Source organism: Streptomyces pallidus (ex Mingjun et al. 2026), assembly GCF_051550185.1.
In the GTDB taxonomy this organism is placed as follows: domain Bacteria; phylum Actinomycetota; class Actinomycetes; order Streptomycetales; family Streptomycetaceae; genus Streptomyces.
Genome location: NZ_CP196181.1, coordinates 7,399,769 through 7,413,927, shown reverse-complemented (window position 1 = coordinate 7,413,927; position 14,159 = coordinate 7,399,769). Strand labels below are relative to the sequence as shown.

At 75.3% G+C, this 14,159-nt stretch carries 9 protein-coding genes and 1 pseudogene; 9 read left to right on the top strand and 1 reads right to left on the bottom strand.

The window, feature by feature from the left end:
• Nucleotide 1: 1 nt before the first annotated feature.
• The 5 genes from ACSHWO_RS33115 (at nt 2) to ACSHWO_RS33095 (ending at nt 8,565) form a co-directional block, all read left to right on the top strand.
• Nucleotides 2-5,029, top strand: a complete 5,028-nt coding sequence (locus tag ACSHWO_RS33115; protein WP_438318041.1) for a beta-ketoacyl synthase N-terminal-like domain-containing protein — start codon at nt 2-4, stop codon at nt 5,027-5,029.
• On the top strand, nt 5,026-5,358 hold the full coding sequence (locus ACSHWO_RS33110; RefSeq protein ID WP_438318038.1) for an acyl carrier protein: 333 nt from the start codon (nt 5,026-5,028) through the stop codon (nt 5,356-5,358). The genes ACSHWO_RS33115 and ACSHWO_RS33110 overlap by 4 nt, the downstream gene beginning before the upstream one ends.
• The gene (locus tag ACSHWO_RS33105) at nt 5,355-6,200 is read left to right on the top strand and encodes an alpha/beta fold hydrolase (protein WP_361099311.1); all 846 of its coding nucleotides are present in this window, start codon (nt 5,355-5,357) and stop codon (nt 6,198-6,200) included. The genes ACSHWO_RS33110 and ACSHWO_RS33105 overlap by 4 nt, the downstream gene beginning before the upstream one ends.
• The gene (locus ACSHWO_RS33100; RefSeq protein WP_438318034.1) at nt 6,197-7,408 is read left to right on the top strand and encodes a glycosyltransferase; all 1,212 of its coding nucleotides are present in this window, start codon (nt 6,197-6,199) and stop codon (nt 7,406-7,408) included. The genes ACSHWO_RS33105 and ACSHWO_RS33100 overlap by 4 nt, the downstream gene beginning before the upstream one ends.
• A gap of 95 nt (nt 7,409-7,503) precedes the next feature.
• A complete protein-coding gene (locus ACSHWO_RS33095) occupies nt 7,504-8,565 on the top strand; it encodes a class I SAM-dependent methyltransferase (RefSeq protein ID WP_385848291.1) in 1,062 nt (353 codons plus the stop codon).
• A 97-nt stretch (nt 8,566-8,662) separates the two neighbouring features.
• Here the strand turns inward: ACSHWO_RS33095 and ACSHWO_RS33090 are convergent, their stop codons facing one another.
• The gene (locus tag ACSHWO_RS33090) at nt 8,663-9,505 is read right to left on the bottom strand and encodes an alpha/beta fold hydrolase (RefSeq protein WP_361099305.1); all 843 of its coding nucleotides are present in this window, start codon (nt 9,503-9,505) and stop codon (nt 8,663-8,665) included.
• Nucleotides 9,506-9,801: 296 nt separating this feature from the next.
• On the opposite strand from ACSHWO_RS33090, the gene ACSHWO_RS33085 reads away from it, so the two are divergent.
• From ACSHWO_RS33085 to ACSHWO_RS33070, 4 genes and pseudogenes are all read left to right on the top strand, one after another.
• Nucleotides 9,802-10,815, top strand: a complete 1,014-nt coding sequence (locus tag ACSHWO_RS33085; RefSeq protein WP_385848227.1) for a hypothetical protein — start codon at nt 9,802-9,804, stop codon at nt 10,813-10,815.
• A complete protein-coding gene (locus tag ACSHWO_RS33080) occupies nt 10,812-11,942 on the top strand; it encodes an alpha/beta fold hydrolase (protein WP_361099299.1) in 1,131 nt (376 codons plus the stop codon). The genes ACSHWO_RS33085 and ACSHWO_RS33080 overlap by 4 nt, the downstream gene beginning before the upstream one ends.
• A 36-nt stretch (nt 11,943-11,978) precedes the next feature.
• Nucleotides 11,979-13,067 carry an FUSC family protein gene (locus ACSHWO_RS33075; RefSeq protein ID WP_438318029.1) on the top strand — a complete coding sequence of 363 codons (1,089 nt, stop codon included), beginning with the start codon at nt 11,979-11,981 and terminating at the stop codon, nt 13,065-13,067.
• A gap of 620 nt (nt 13,068-13,687) precedes the next feature.
• Nucleotides 13,688-14,119 (top strand): annotated as a pseudogene (locus ACSHWO_RS33070) (hypothetical protein); the annotation flags it as partial.
• Nucleotides 14,120-14,159 lie beyond the last annotated feature (40 nt).

The window sequence follows — 14,159 nt, the reverse complement described above, 5'->3', positions numbered from 1 at the left end:
CGTGACCCGCCGTCCGTACGGGTCCGGCGGCCCGGCCGTGCCCGTCGCCATCACCGGTATGGCCGTACTGCTGCCGGGCGCACCCGACCTGGCCGCGTACTGGCACAACCTGAGAGCGGGCGTCGACGTCATCGGCGAGGTCCCGCCCGGCCGCTGGGACGCCTCCTACTACCGCCCGGGCAGCGCACCGGAGCCGGCGGCGGCCGACCGCGTGTACTGCCGGCGCGGCGGGTTCGTGGACGCCGTCGCGGAGGTGGACGTCACCCGCTGGGGCGTCATGCCGTCCTCGGTGCCCGGCACCGAACCGGACCAGCTGATCGCACTCCACGTGGCGGCGAACGCACTGGCCGACGCGGGAGGCACCGACCGGCTGCCCGACCGCGACCGCGTCGGGATCGTCCTCGGCCGCGGCGGCTACCTCACGCCCGGCCTGGTCCGCCTCGACCAGCGCGTCCGCACGGCCCGCCAGCTGGTGCACACCCTCGGCGAGCTGGTGCCGGGCCTGGACGCGGAGCAACTGGAGCGGGTGCGGGAGGCGTTCACCGCACGGCTGGGTCCCGACCGGCCGGAGGACGCCATCGGGCTGGTGCCCAACCTCGCCGCCTCCCGGGTCGCGAACCGCCTGGACCTGCGGGGTCCCGCGTACACGGTCGACGCCGCGTGCGCTTCGTCGCTGCTGGCCGTGGACCAGGCGGTCGCCGCGCTGGCCGCCGGCCGGTGCGACGTGATGCTGGCCGGGGGCGTGCACCACTGCCACGACATCACGCTGTGGAGCGTCTTCTCTCAGCTGCGCGCCCTCTCCCCCAGCGAGCGGATCCGCCCCTTCCACCGTGGCGCCGACGGGCTCCTCATCGGTGAGGGCACCGGCGTGGTGGTGCTCAAACGCCTCGCCGACGCGGAACGCGACGGCGACCGGGTCTACGCCGTGATCCGCGGGACCGGGATCAGCAGCGACGGCCGCACGTCGGGCCTGGTGAACCCCGATCCGGCCGGGCAGGCACGAGCGGTCCGGGCGGCCTGGCGGGCCGCCGGCCTGGACCCGGCGGCGCCCGGCTCGCTGGGGCTGCTGGAGGCGCACGGTACGGCCACCCCGGCCGGTGACGCCGCCGAACTGGCGACCGTACGGGAGGTGTTCGGCCCTGCGGAGCCCGGCGGGTCGGGGCAGCGGCCCGTCATCGGGTCGGTGAAGTCCATGATCGGGCATGCCATGCCCGCCGCGGGGGTCGCCGGGCTCGTCAAGGCGGCGCTCGCCGTCCACCACGGCGTGCTGCTGCCCACGCTGCACTGCGAGGACCCGCATCCGGCGCTGGCCGACACCCGCTTCCGGCCGCTCGCCGGGGCGGCCGCCTGGGAGGCCGGGCCGGACGGGGGGCCGCGCCGGGCGGCGGTCAACGCGTTCGGCTTCGGCGGGATCAACGCGCACGTCGTCCTCGAACAGGCCCCGCACGGCGCGGGAGCCGCGGCGGGGGCCGTCGCCGCTGCGCCCGCGCCGCGCGCGCGGGCCGTGGTCGACGAGCCGGAGCCGGTACTGCTCCTGGCCGCCGCGACGCCCGAGGCCCTGGCCGACCTCCTGGAGGAGCGGGGGACGACGTCGGCGTGGGCCGGCGGGGTTCCGGCCGACGCCGGGGCGGGGCCGGTACGGCTGGGCATCGTCGGCCCCACCCCGAAGCGGCTCGCCCTGGCGCGGCGGGCCGTCGCCCGGGGCGAGCCGTGGCACGGGCGCGGCGACGTGTGGTTCCGCCCGTACCCGCTGCTCGGTGCGGGCGTCGGCGTCGGCGTCGGGAGCACCGGCGTCGGCGTCGACGTCGACCCCGCCGGGGGCGGTAGGACGGTCTTCCTCTTCCCCGGCCTGGAGGCCGATTTCGCGCCCCGGGTCGACGAGGTGGCCGACCGGTTCGGCCTGCCCCGGCCGCCGGCCGCTCCCGGGGCCACCCCGCTCGGCAGGCCGGGCGGAGCCGGTGGAGCCGGTGGAGCCGGTGGAGCCGGTGGAGCCGGTGGAGCCGGTGGAGCCGGCGGAGCCGGCGGGGCGGGGCCGCTGGGTGTGCACGGCCTCGGCGTCGTCGCCGTCGGCCGGCTGCTGGACGCCGCGCTCCGCCGGATCGGCGTCGTCCCGGACGCGGTCGCCGGGCACAGCGTCGGCGAGTGGACGGCGATGGCCGCGGGCGGGCTGTACGAGGAGGAGGCGGTGGACGCGTTCATGGCCGCCCTGGACCCGGCCACGGTCGAGGCCGCCGACCTGGCGTACGCGGCCGTCGGCGCGCACGCGGACACGGTGGCCGGACGCCTGGCCGCCGGAGACCACCCGGGGGTGGTCGTCTCACACGACAACGCGCCCCACCAGTGCATGGTGTGCGGACCGCCCGCAGCGGTGGAACGGCTCGCCGCCGCGCTGCGCGCCGAGGGCGTGCTCGTGCGCACCCTGCCGTTCCGCTCCGGCTTCCACACCCCGATGCTCGCGCCCTTCCTCGGGCCCTTCCGGGAGGCTGCCGAACGGCTGCCGCTGCGCGCCCCGCACACCCCCGTCTGGTCCGGCACGACGGGGGCGCCGTTCCCGGTCGAGGAGGCCGGGATCCGGGAGCTGTTCGTACGCCACCTGCTGGAGCCCGTCCGCTTCCGGCTGCTGACCGAGGCGCTGTACGGGGCGGGGTTCCGCGTGTTCGTCCAGGCGGGGCCCGGGCAACTCGGCGCCCTCGTGGGGGACTCGCTGGCCGGGCGGGACCATCTGGTGGTCGCCGCGGACTCCCCGCGGCGTGGGGGGCTGGACCAGCTCCGGCGGGTGGCCACCGCCCTGTGGACCGCGGGCGCCGCCACCGGACCGCAGGCCGTGGACGCGCCGCCCGGATCCGGGCGCGCCGCGCACCCCCGCTCCGTCGGCTCCGGCGCTCTCCCGGTCCGGCGTCCGGTCCGGCTGGATCTGAGCGGCGCGCTGGTGACCCTGCCGCCCTCGGCCCGGCCCTCGCTGACCCCGCGCCCCTCCCCCGCCGCAGCGCCCGCAGCGCCCGCAGCGCCCGCAGCGCCCGCAGCGCCCGCACCCCCGCACGCCGCGCGCCCGTCGGCCGCCGTGCCTGCCGCCGCGCCCGGGCCCCTGTCGGCCGCCGGCGGACCCGTCGCGGCGGAGCTGTCGGCCCTGCTGCACGAAACCGCGCAGGCCGCGCAGGCCGCCGCCGGACTGCTCACCTCGGCCCGGCCGGCCGCGCCCGTACGCCGTACGGCACCGGTGCCCGCCGGGCGGCCGGTCCGGGGCCCGCTGCCCGCCGCTCGCGGACGGCGGCCCGAAGCGCCCGCCGTGCCGCCCGGGCCGCCGCCCGCTGCGGCCGCAGCGCGCTCCGGAGCCGGCGGCTCGGGTTCCGTCCGTCGCGAGACGGTGCGGGTCTCGGTGGAGACCATGCCGTACCTGCTGGACCACTGCTTCTTCCCGCAGCGCGCGGACTGGCCGGACGTCGCGGACCGGTGGCCGGTGGTGCCGGCGACGACGATCGTGGCGCACATGATGGAGGCGGCCGAGCGTGCCGTACCGGGACAGGTGGCCGTAGCGGTGCACGACGTCGGCTTCGACCGGTGGCTGACGGCGGCCGAGCCGGTGGACGTCGAGGTGACCGTCACCCGGCACGGGCCGGGCCGGGTCGCGGTGTCGTTCGGGCCGCAGGCCCGCGCCGTCGTGGAGCTGGCCGCCCGTCACCCCGCGGCACCGGCGCCGCCCGTACCACCCGACCCCGCCTCCGAGCGGATTCCCGACCACACCGCCGAGCAGGTCTACCGCGAGCGCTGGATGTTCCACGGCCCGGCCTACCAGGGGATGGGCCGGCTCGCCGCCATCGCCGACCGGCACGTGCGCGCCACCCTCAGGACGCCGGCCGCGCCGGGCGCGCTGCTGGACAACGTCGGCCAGGTCCTCGGCTACTGGATCATGTCGAGCCGCACCGACCGGACCGTGGTCTTCCCCGTGCGGATGCGGCACATGCGCTTCTTCGGCCCCTCCCCCCGGCCCGGCACGGAGGTGGAGTGCCTCGTCCGCGTCACCTCCCTCACGGAGACGGTCCTGGAGGCCGACGCGGTGCTCACCGTGGCGGGCAGGGTGTGGGCGGAGCTGACCGGCTGGCAGGACCGCCGCTTCGACAACGACCCGCACACCCGGCCGGTGGAACGTTTCCCCGACCGCAACACGCTCTCGGTGACCGGGCCCGGCGGCTGGTCGCTGGTGTTCGAGCGCTGGCCCGACCTGGCCTCCCGCGAGTTGATCATGCGTAACGCGCTGGGCGGCCCGGAGCGTGCCGCCTACGCCGCCCGGCCGCCGCGCGGGCGCCGGCAGTGGCTGCTGGGCCGGATCGCCGCGAAGGACGCCGTACGCCGCCTGCTGTGGGACGCCGGCGAGGGGCCCGTCTTCCCCGCCGAACTCCTCGTGGACAACGAGCCGTCGGGACGGCCCCGGGTGACCGGGCGGCACGGCCGTACTCTGCCGCCGCTGGAGGTGTCGCTGGCGCACAGCGCCGAGGCGGGCGTCGCGCTCGCGCGCGCCGGGCGTCCGCCAGGACCACCGGGGCCGTCGTCGGCCGCGGAGGGCGCCCGGACGGCCGGCCGGCCGGGACCCGGCATCGACATCGAGGAGATCGCCGTGCCGGCCGCGGCGACCGTGGACACCGTGCTCGGCCTGGAAGAACGCGCCCTCCTGGCGGCTTGCCAGGCGGATACAGAGGAGGCACCCGACGTGTGGTTCACCCGCTTCTGGGCGGCCAAGGAGGCAGTCGCCAAGGCGGAGGGCACCGGTTTCGCGGGCCGCCCCAAGGACTTCGAGGTGACGGCCGCGGACCCGGACCGGTTGACGGTCCGTGTCCGCCGGCCGGACGCTTCGCCGTCCCCGAAGGGGCCGGAGGTGCCGGGGATCCCGGCCCGCGTGTACCGGGTGGGCTGCGCACGGGTCGCCAATCCGCCCGGACTGCCGCCCCGCGCGTACGTCGTGGCGTGGACGAACGGCCCGGACCCGGAGCCACCGGGTACGGGCGCCGACCGTGACGAGGGGAGCGAGTCGTGACGACCAACCGGCCCGGCACGTCCGAGGGCGCCGACGAGGAGGGGGTGCTCGCCGAGCTGACCTCCATGATCCGACAGGTACTGGACGGATACGAGTGGGAAGAGGGGGAGGTCACCATGCGGACCCGCTTCGGGAGCGACCTGGAACTCGAGAGCATCGACCTGGTGACGCTCGCAGGGCTGCTGGAGGAGCGCTACGGCCGATCGGTGAACTTCGCCGAGTTCGTCGCCGGCATGGACCTGGAGGAGATCATCGAGCTGGACGTGGGCCGGCTCGTCGAGCACATCTGCCTGTGCCTGAAGGCCGCGGACGGGGCCCACCCGCGATGACCTTCCTCGACACCGGCCGGGTCCGGCTGCACGTCCAGCGCCTCGCGCCCGCGGACGCCGGCCCGGCGCGGGCGACCGTGGTCCTGGTCCACGGCCTGCTCACCGACAGCCTCGCCAGCTACTACTTCACCGTGGCCCCGGCCCTCGCCGCCGCCGGCCTCGACGTGGTCATGTACGACCAGCGGGGACACGGCCGCAGCGCACGGCCCGCGTCCGGATACGGCCTCGACGACGCCACCGACGACCTGGACGCCCTGCTCACCGGCCTCGCGGTGTCCGGACCGGTGCACCTGGTGGGCAACTCGTACGGTGGCACGGTCGCCTTCGCCTACGCGCGGCGCCGCCCGGAGCGGGTGGCGAGCCTGGTCGTCGTCGAGTCGGAACCCGCCACCGCCTCCTGGGCGGTCAAGCTGGCCGGGCTGCTGGAGCGGGTCCGCCACGAGATGAGCGTCAACGAGAACGCCGCCCTCGACTGGATCGCCGCCCACCACGGCGGCCACACAGCCCGCCTGGCGAAGTCGGCCGGGCGGCTGGTGCGGGACACGACCATCGCCCGGGACATCCCGGCCAGCCCCGTGCTCGACGACGCACTGGTCCGCACCATCCGCTGCCCCGTCCTCGCGCTCTACGGCGCCGACTCCGACCTGGCCGAACAGGCGCCCCGGCTGCGCACGCTGCTGCCGCACTGCACCACCGAACTGGTGCCGGGCCTGCGCCACTCGGTGCTGGTGGAGGCGCCCGGGCGGGTGCGGGACGCGATCTTGGACTGGGTCGGCCGCCACGGCCCGGCGCGGGTGCTGAGGGAACCGGTCGCGGCCGGGCCGGAGGTGGCCGCCCGGTGAGTTCCTTCCTGTTCGTCGTGCCGCCGCTGGTCGGGCACGTCAACCCGGTCGTCGGCGTGGCGTCCGCGCTCGCCGCCCGCGGGCACCGGGTGGCCTGGGCCGGTGAGCCCGCGCTGGTCCGCCGCCTGGCCGGACCGGACGCGGTGGTCCATCCGTGCCCGCCGGACGCATCCCAGGGGCCGGGCGGGGGCCCCGGCGCGGGCGTGGCCGACTCCGGCCGCCCGCCGGACCTGCGCGGTCCCGAGGCGCTGCGCTTCCTGTGGGAGCGCTTCCTGGTCCCGCTCGCCGAGGCCATGGCGCCGGGCGTGCGGGAGGCGGTCGGGGCGTTCCGGCCGGACGTGGTCGTCGCCGACCAGCAGGCGCTCGCCGGGGCGCTGGTGGCCGAGGACCTGGGACTGCCGTGGGCCACGTCGGCGACGACCTCGGCGGAGTTCGCGGACGCCCTCGCCTCGATGCCGCGGGTCGCCGCCTGGAACGACACGCTGATCGGCGGCCTGCGCGAACGGATCGGGAATCCGGGCGGCTCCGGCGACCCCCGGTTCTCCCCGCACCTCGTCCTCGCCTTCAGCACACCCGAACTGGCCGGGCCCGCCCTGCGCGGCGGCGACCGCGTCCGCTGGGTCGGCCCGTCGCTGGCCGCGCGGCCCCGCCCCGCCGCGTTCCCGTGGCACCGGCTCGATCCCGGTCGGGCCCTGGTCCTGGTGACGCTGGGGACCGCGAACGCCGGTGCCGGCCGGCGTTTCCTCACCGAGGCGGCGAGCGCGGTACGGGCCCGGGCCGCACGGGTGCAGGCCGTGGTGGCCGACCCCGAGGGGGTGCTCGGCGAGCGGGCCGGCGATCCGGACGTCATCGCGCTGCCCCACGTCCCGCAGCTCGACCTGTTGGAGCGCACCGCCGCGGTGGTCTGCCACGCGGGCCACAACACCGTGTGCGAAGCCCTGTGGTACGGGGTGCCCCTGGTCGTGGCGCCCATCCGCGACGACCAGCCGGTGATCGCCGCCCAGGTGGCGGCCGCCGGAGCGGGGGTCAGGATCCGCTTCGGCCGGGCCGGCGCAGCGGCCATCGGCACGGCGCTGGACACCGTGCTCGACGAGCCCGGGGTCCGGGCGGCGGCCGCCGAGGTCTCCGCCGCCTTCCGCGCCGCGGGGGGCACGACCGCGGCCGCGGACCATCTCGAACGGCTGGCACGCCGGGAGGACCCCGTATGAGCCCCGCACCCCGCACGGACGGCACGCGCGACGCCCACGGCACCGGCGCCCCTCCCCCGGGCGGCCGTACGGGGCGCAGGGAACGCGCCGCCCGGGTGGCCGCGCTGCGCACCGCCTACCTGCGCGAACTCGCCGAGGGCACCGGCGCGTTCTTCGAGGCCCGGCAGCACCGGTGCCCGTGGTGCGGCTCGGCGCGGCTCGGTGGCCGGCTGCGCACCGCCGACCTCCTGCAGCACAAGCCGGGGGAGTTCAGCCTCGACCGGTGCCACGACTGCGGGCACATCTTCCAGAACCCGCGGCTCAGCGAACGCGGACTCGCCTTCTACTACCGGGACTTCTACGACGGCTTGGGCGAGGAACGCCTGGGCGGGCTGTTCGCGGGTCGCACCGCGGCCTACCGGGCGCGGGCCGGGTCGGTGCGCCCGCACCTGACCGGCCCGGCCGAGTGGTTGGACGTGGGCACCGGGCACGGGCACTTCTGCGCGAGCGCCGCGGAGGTCCTGCCCGACGTGGTCTTCGACGGTCTCGACCGCTCCGACGGTGCGGAGCTCGCCCAGCGCGCCGGACGGGTGCGCCGCGGGCACCGCGGCTCGTTCACGGACCTGGCGGCGGGGATGACCGGGGCGTACGACGTGGTGAGCATGTTCCACTACCTGGAGCACTCCACCGACCCGCAGGGCGAGTTGGAGGCTGCGCACGCCGTACTGCGGCAGGGCGGGCTGGTGGTGATCGACGTACCGGACCCGGAGAGCCGCTGGGCCCGGCTGCTGGGGCGCTGGTGGCTGCCGTGGCTCCAGCCGCAGCACCTGCACCTGGTGCCGGTGGCGAACCTGCGGCGACGGTTGGCCGAGACGGGTTTCACGGTGCTGGCGGAGGAACACGCCCAGGCGCACGACGCCGTGGACCTCGTGGCGGCGGCATGGCTGGCCCTGGACGGGCTGGCACCGCGCGAGGACCTGCCCTGGCTGGCGGAGCCGCCCGGGGCGGCCCGCCGGGCGCTGCGCGCCGCAGCCCTGCTGGCGGGGGTGCCGCTGCTGCTGGCGGCCGCCCTGCTGGACCGGGCGGTGGCGCGGCCGCTCGCCGGGCGGTGGGGGCTGACCAACGCCTACCGCCTGGTCGCCCGACGGGAGGGACCGGGGACGGACCGGCCGGCGTGAGCTGCGCGGGCTGACCCGGGAGCCGGTCCACCGGCGTCCGGGTCAGCCGGCGTCCGGGTCAGCCGGCGTCCGGGTCAGGGGGCAGCCGGGGAACGGTTCAGCCGGTGAGCGGGGCCAGGATCGAGACGAGGCGGTCCTCGTCGATCAGGTCGAAGTGATCGACGTCGGTGAGTTCCACCGAAACGCTGTCGGCGTCCCCGTGCCGGCCCATTGCCGCACGCATGGAGGACAGGTGTTCCCCGTAAGAGGCGGAGAGGACCAGTCGTACCTGCTCTGCCACACGGGTCACATTGTGCAGCCGGGCCCCGAATTGCTCGTATCCGTCGGGCCGCCAGTAGGTGACCATGTCACGCGATAGTTGCGCGACCTGTCCGAAATCCTTCGGCGCCACCTTCGCGAGGTAATGGCACAGCGACCGGAAACCGTCCTTGTCCGGAGCGAGATTGACCAGTCGCTTGAAAGCTGGAACCGGATCTGCCGGATCCGCCTCTGCGAACAACCGGGAAATGGTCATCGTCGATTGATTGACGTTGGGATCGAGGAGTACGGCGGCGCGCACCGCCGGGACCTCACCCCCGCCCTGCCAGCGCTCCGCCAGCTGCAGGATCAGGTCCGCGCCGAGCGAGAAGCCCAGCAGCACGATCTTCTTGCCGGCGTTCTCCCTGCTGACCTGCTCGACGAAGGCGGCGGCGAGCCGGATGTGCGAGGCCAGGGGGACCGGCGGGATCCCGGTCGACCGGTCAGGTTCGTAACCGCGCAGGTTCAGCGCGATGCCGTGGGTGTCCGCGTGGCTGAGGTAGCCGAGGTAGTCCGTCGCGTCGAGGCCCAAACCGTGGAAGAAGAAGGTGAGCGTGTCGGAGTCCGACTTTCGTTCCAGGTACCTCAATCCGGTCGACGTTCGTCCTTCGGTCACCTGACCGAAAGCCAACGCAGAGGTCATACGGACCACCCTCTGGCAGTGTGTGCGGCAAGTGCGTGAGCGACTCTAGACCAACACCGCATGGCATGTGCCGGAACGGGTAAGACCACCACCCGGCGTCGGCGAAAGTGGGGACCCGTCGGCGTTCTGGACACCATCCAGGACCGTCCAGCTTAATGGGGAGGCACTCGCACGGCTACCGAACGGGCCAAGAATCGAACCGCTGATTCCGGCACCTGATCCAGTAAGCCGAACAAGAGGGGGGCGCTTCGGTGATGTCCGACGGCAAGGAGCTTCTGGTACGCACGTTGAGCGAAATGCAGCAGCACGAGCAGGGAAATCACGGCTGGTCGGTGGTGCACGAGTCGATGGCCCTGCTGGCCGGCTCCGGCTCCGCCCCGGACCTCGACCGGCTGGTGGAGTCCGTACGCCGCGCCCGGCCCCGCATGAGCACCTCGCACCTCATCACCCTCATCGCCATCGCCCTGCGCACCGCGGCAGCGCAGGACCCTCGGGCCGGGGCGCTCTTCTCGCCCGAACTCCCGCCCACCGACCGGGCCGTGCTGCTCTCGCAGACGCTCGGCGAACACCGCGACCTGATCACCGCCGTGCTCACCGGCCGTTCCAACTCCTTCACCGGGGCACGCCGGTTCCTCGTGCCCCAGCTGCTCCTGGGCTCGTGGGCCGCGCACCGCGGGATCGACGGCGTACGCCTGCTGGACGTGGGCACGGGCATCGGACTCATGCTGCGCCAGTTGAACAACAAGGTGGTGTTCGACCGGTTCGCGCCCGAGCTCGAATGGAGCCCCTGCACGCCGCCGTACCGGACGCTCCCGCTGGAGGCGCGGCACGGCATCGACGCGCCGCCGCTGCCCACCCTGGACTGGGTGCGCGCCTGCCACGGGCCCTCGGCCTACTACGACGACCGCTTCTCCGAGGTGCTGTGGTCGCTGCAGCAGACGGCGCCCGCCGACGGCACCTTCACGGTCTCCGCCCTCGACGTGCTCGACCTGCCGGCGCTGACCCGGTATCTCCGCACCCACCGGATCAACGTCGTGACCTGCAACTTCGTCCTCTACCAGTACGACGAATCCACCCGCGGCCAGGTCATCGAGGCGATCAGGGAGGCGCTGGACCCGCCCGGCCTGCTGCTCGGCATGGAGCCGCGGGACGGGCTGCGCCGGATGGGAGCCCGGGTGGAGGCCCATCCGACCGGCAGCGCCGGCCCGCTCCACGTCGCGGACGTCTCCGACGCCCATGTCGTCGGGCGGGTCACGGCCGGCCCCGGCTTCACCGAACTCACCGGTCTGGACGGCCGGGGCGGCCGATGAGAGGGATCGACACCACACGGCTGGCCGCCTTCACCACCCGGTGGAAGGGTCCGCTGGCCGCTGCCGGCGGCGGGGCCAGCCTGCTCGTCGGCATCTACAGCGACGAGGCACGCGCCATGCTCGCCTGGACCTGGACCCGTGTGGCCGCCGGCGGAACGCTGATCGCCGCCGGCGTCGCCGCCGTGTTCTGCACGGCCTGGTGGGCGCGCGGCCGGGTGGAGCGGCGCAGGGAGACCCAGCGCGAGGTCACGCTGCAGTCGTTCGAGATCCGGGCCGACGACTTCGACGGCGACCTCCCGTCGGACCAGGCCGTCATCGGCCGCGAACTGCGCTACCTCGAACGGCGCACCTCCTCCACGCACTTGGTGGTCCTGCTGCACGGTCTCGGCCTGGACGCCGAGGACTTCCGCCCCTACATGAACCGGGCACGGCAGCACACCGTCGCCATCACCGCGTTCGGGCACAACGCGGACGAGGCCCGGGACCATCGGTACGGTCCGATCGGGCTGGCCACCCACGCCGACCTGATCAACGGCGCGATCAACAACCTGTGCCGGCAGTACCCGAACAAGAAACTGACCCTGGTGGGGTTCTCGGTCGGGGCCGACATGCTGTTCCGGCTGGCCGCGCTGTGGACCGCGTACCCGGACCGCAAGCCGAAGGTGGCCGCCGCCCTGCTCCTGGACCCCAACATCAACCACTCCACCATGATCATCACGGGGAGCGTGGCGCAGATGAACCCGGACGACCCGCTGGCGGAGCTCAAGCGGATCGCCAACACCCCGCGCTCCCCGGTGGAGTTCCAGAACGTCTGCGAGTACCTCCACAAGATCACCGAGAAGGATCTGCACCAGGTCCAGCGGTACGCCTCCGAGCTGTGGACGGACTGGGAGCCAGAGGGCCGCTACGACCTGTTCTTCCGGCGCTTCGACCAGCTCCAGGCCCTGTCCGGCACCGTGAAGGTCTTCTTCTCCACCCACTTCGAGCGGCACTTCAACGACGTGGTGGGACTGGCCCGGCAACGCGGCGTCCGACGGGTCTTCGACCTGCGCCGGGTGGACCACTTCGAGCTGTGCAAGGAGACGTTCCTGGTCCGCGAGGTGGACGCCCTCACCCGACGCCGCTGACCGGACGGGATGCCGGACGGGCATACGATGTCCGGTGTGCCCGGTCCGGCCGGCGTCCTGTACGCCCCCTCCCCCAGCGCACGGCTGCGGTCCGCAGCCCGGCTGGTGGTGTGCGCCGCAGCGCCCTGGTACCTCTGCCTGTGGTGGGGCACGAGCCCGGTCCCGGTGCCCGCGGCCCTGCCGGCCGTCCTGATCCTCCGTGAGGACGCGTACGCCCCGCCGCGGCTGGCGTGGGAACGCCTCAAGGGCGTCGCCGCGGGGGTGGTGCTGAGCACCCTCGTGCTGAGCCGGCTGCCGGCCTCGTCACTGTCCTTCCTCGCCGTGCTGGTCTGCGGCTGCGCCGGCACGTACCTGCTGGGCCCGGCCGGCTCGCCGAACCGGCAGGTCCTCATCACGGCACTGGTCGTCTACGCCACCGCGCTGCCGGGCTACCCCCTGGCGCGCCTGCTGGAGACCGCGGTGGGCATCGCCGTGGTGGTCCTGCTCGGGCCGCTGCTCTGGCCTCCCGATCCGTACCGGTCGGCCGCGGAGGGGCTCGCCGCCTACCGGGAGGACCTGCGCGACCTCCTCGGCGCGGTCGGCGGCCGGCTCGCCGCGGGCGAAGCCCCGCAGGCCGTGGAGCCGGGTTCGGAGGGGGCGCAGCTCTGGTTGCGGCCGCAGTCCTGCCGCGCCGTCCTGGACCGGGCGGCCCGTCCCGTGCTGCCGTTTCGGCCCCTCCGGTACCTCCGGCCGCACTGGCGGGAGGGTCGCCCGCCCGAGGGTCTGCGGGAGCGCCTGGACCTGGCTGCCCGGACCGCCGTGACGCTCCAGTGCTTCCTCGGCGAGTTGGCCGGCCCGGACCTCGGCCGCTGCGCCGGCACGCACGGGGGCGGGCCCGAACCCGACCCTGCCCTGCGCGACCTGGCCCCACTGGTCCGGGCCACGTCCCTCGCACTGGACGCCGCCCTGCGCGGCGACGACTTCACCGCGGAACTCGCCCGGGCCCGCCGACTCGACGCCCTGCACCGTGGGCCCCGCCCCGCCGGCCTCCGCCTGACCGAGGAAGCCCTCGCCGACCACCTCTCGGCCCGCCGCCCAGGTCCGGCCCGGCCCGGCGGAGGCAACGGGCTCCCGCCCGCGGGCTGAGCCCGAGCAGTGGAGAGTGAAGACAAGGCGCGTGATCAGAGGAGTGGAGACCCCGCACCGTCAGGGTGTACGGCACGCCTCAGCTGCCCACCGACCGCGAGCACCGCGGCGAGGGCCGCGCCGAGGATGACGGACACGGCCCCTCTCGGCATCCGCAGAGCCCGCAGGACGCCCCCCGGGCCCGGGCGGGACGACACAGGACCAGTTCCGGTCGCGACGCCAGGGTCTGTCGCCGGGGCGCAACAGCGTATCCGGCGGCTCGCCGCTGGCCCGTCGCCGGTCGGCCGTGGACACGCCCACGAACAAGATCATCAGGTAGCCCGCCGCGGAGAACGGCCAGGCCACCAGCCATCCGCCGATCAACAGCAGCAGGCCGACGGCCAGTAGACCCTTCGCCCAGTCAGGGCCCTGTCCCTCAGCCGACACGGCTCCCTTCATCGGCACCGATCACGCTACGCGCTGCGACGGCTGTGAGCGCAGGGTTCAGCGAGAGCGGGGCAGACGCAGGGGCAGCGCCACGGCGCGGGTATCGGCTTGCGCGGAGGTCCGGCAGCGCGCAGGCCCTGGGTGCGCCCGGGGTAGCGGTCAACGGTTCTGCCGGAGCTGGTGCGGCAGGCGCCATGGGGCCAGCGGGCGCGCGAGGCGGCCCTCTCCCGCGTGGGCCGTGCCCGGCCGATCGAGGGCCGCGCGGTCGGGATCGTCACGCCAGCGCCGGGGACCTCGCCGGGGTCCGTGCCGTGCGTGACGCGGTCAGCGAGGCGGGAACGGTGCCCCTGGTCATCGCGCCCTCGGGTGGAACGGTCGGCCCGGACGGCGACGGAGCAGTCCTCCGGGTGCAGCGCACCTTCGCCGCCGCCCGGTCCGCGGAGTACGACGCGCTGGTGTCCTCCGGCTGCCCCGGACCCGGGGCCGGCGCGACCGGGGCCGGCTCCGCCGACGCCGCGGCGCCGCAGGCGGACGGCGCCGACGCGCGGGGGGTGCTCTTCGTCACCGGGGCGTACCGGCACGGCAGAGCCGCCGCCGGTGGGAACGGCGCCGAGCGGCTCCTGCGAGCGGCGGGGTCCCCGAAGCCGCCGCGGGCGTCGAACTGGG

What these genes read in the sequence shown, in the direction of transcription:
- ACSHWO_RS33105 (WP_361099311.1), top strand. Translation starts at nt 5,355, where the DNA reads ATGACCTTCCTCGACACCGGCCGGGTCCGGCTGCACGTCCAGCGCCTC.
- ACSHWO_RS33090 (WP_361099305.1), bottom strand. Translation starts at nt 9,505, where the DNA reads ATGACCTCTGCGTTGGCTTTCGGTCAGGTGACCGAAGGACGAACGTCG.
- ACSHWO_RS33085 (WP_385848227.1), top strand. Translation starts at nt 9,802, where the DNA reads ATGCAGCAGCACGAGCAGGGAAATCACGGCTGGTCGGTGGTGCACGAG.
- ACSHWO_RS33080 (WP_361099299.1), top strand. Translation starts at nt 10,812, where the DNA reads ATGAGAGGGATCGACACCACACGGCTGGCCGCCTTCACCACCCGGTGG.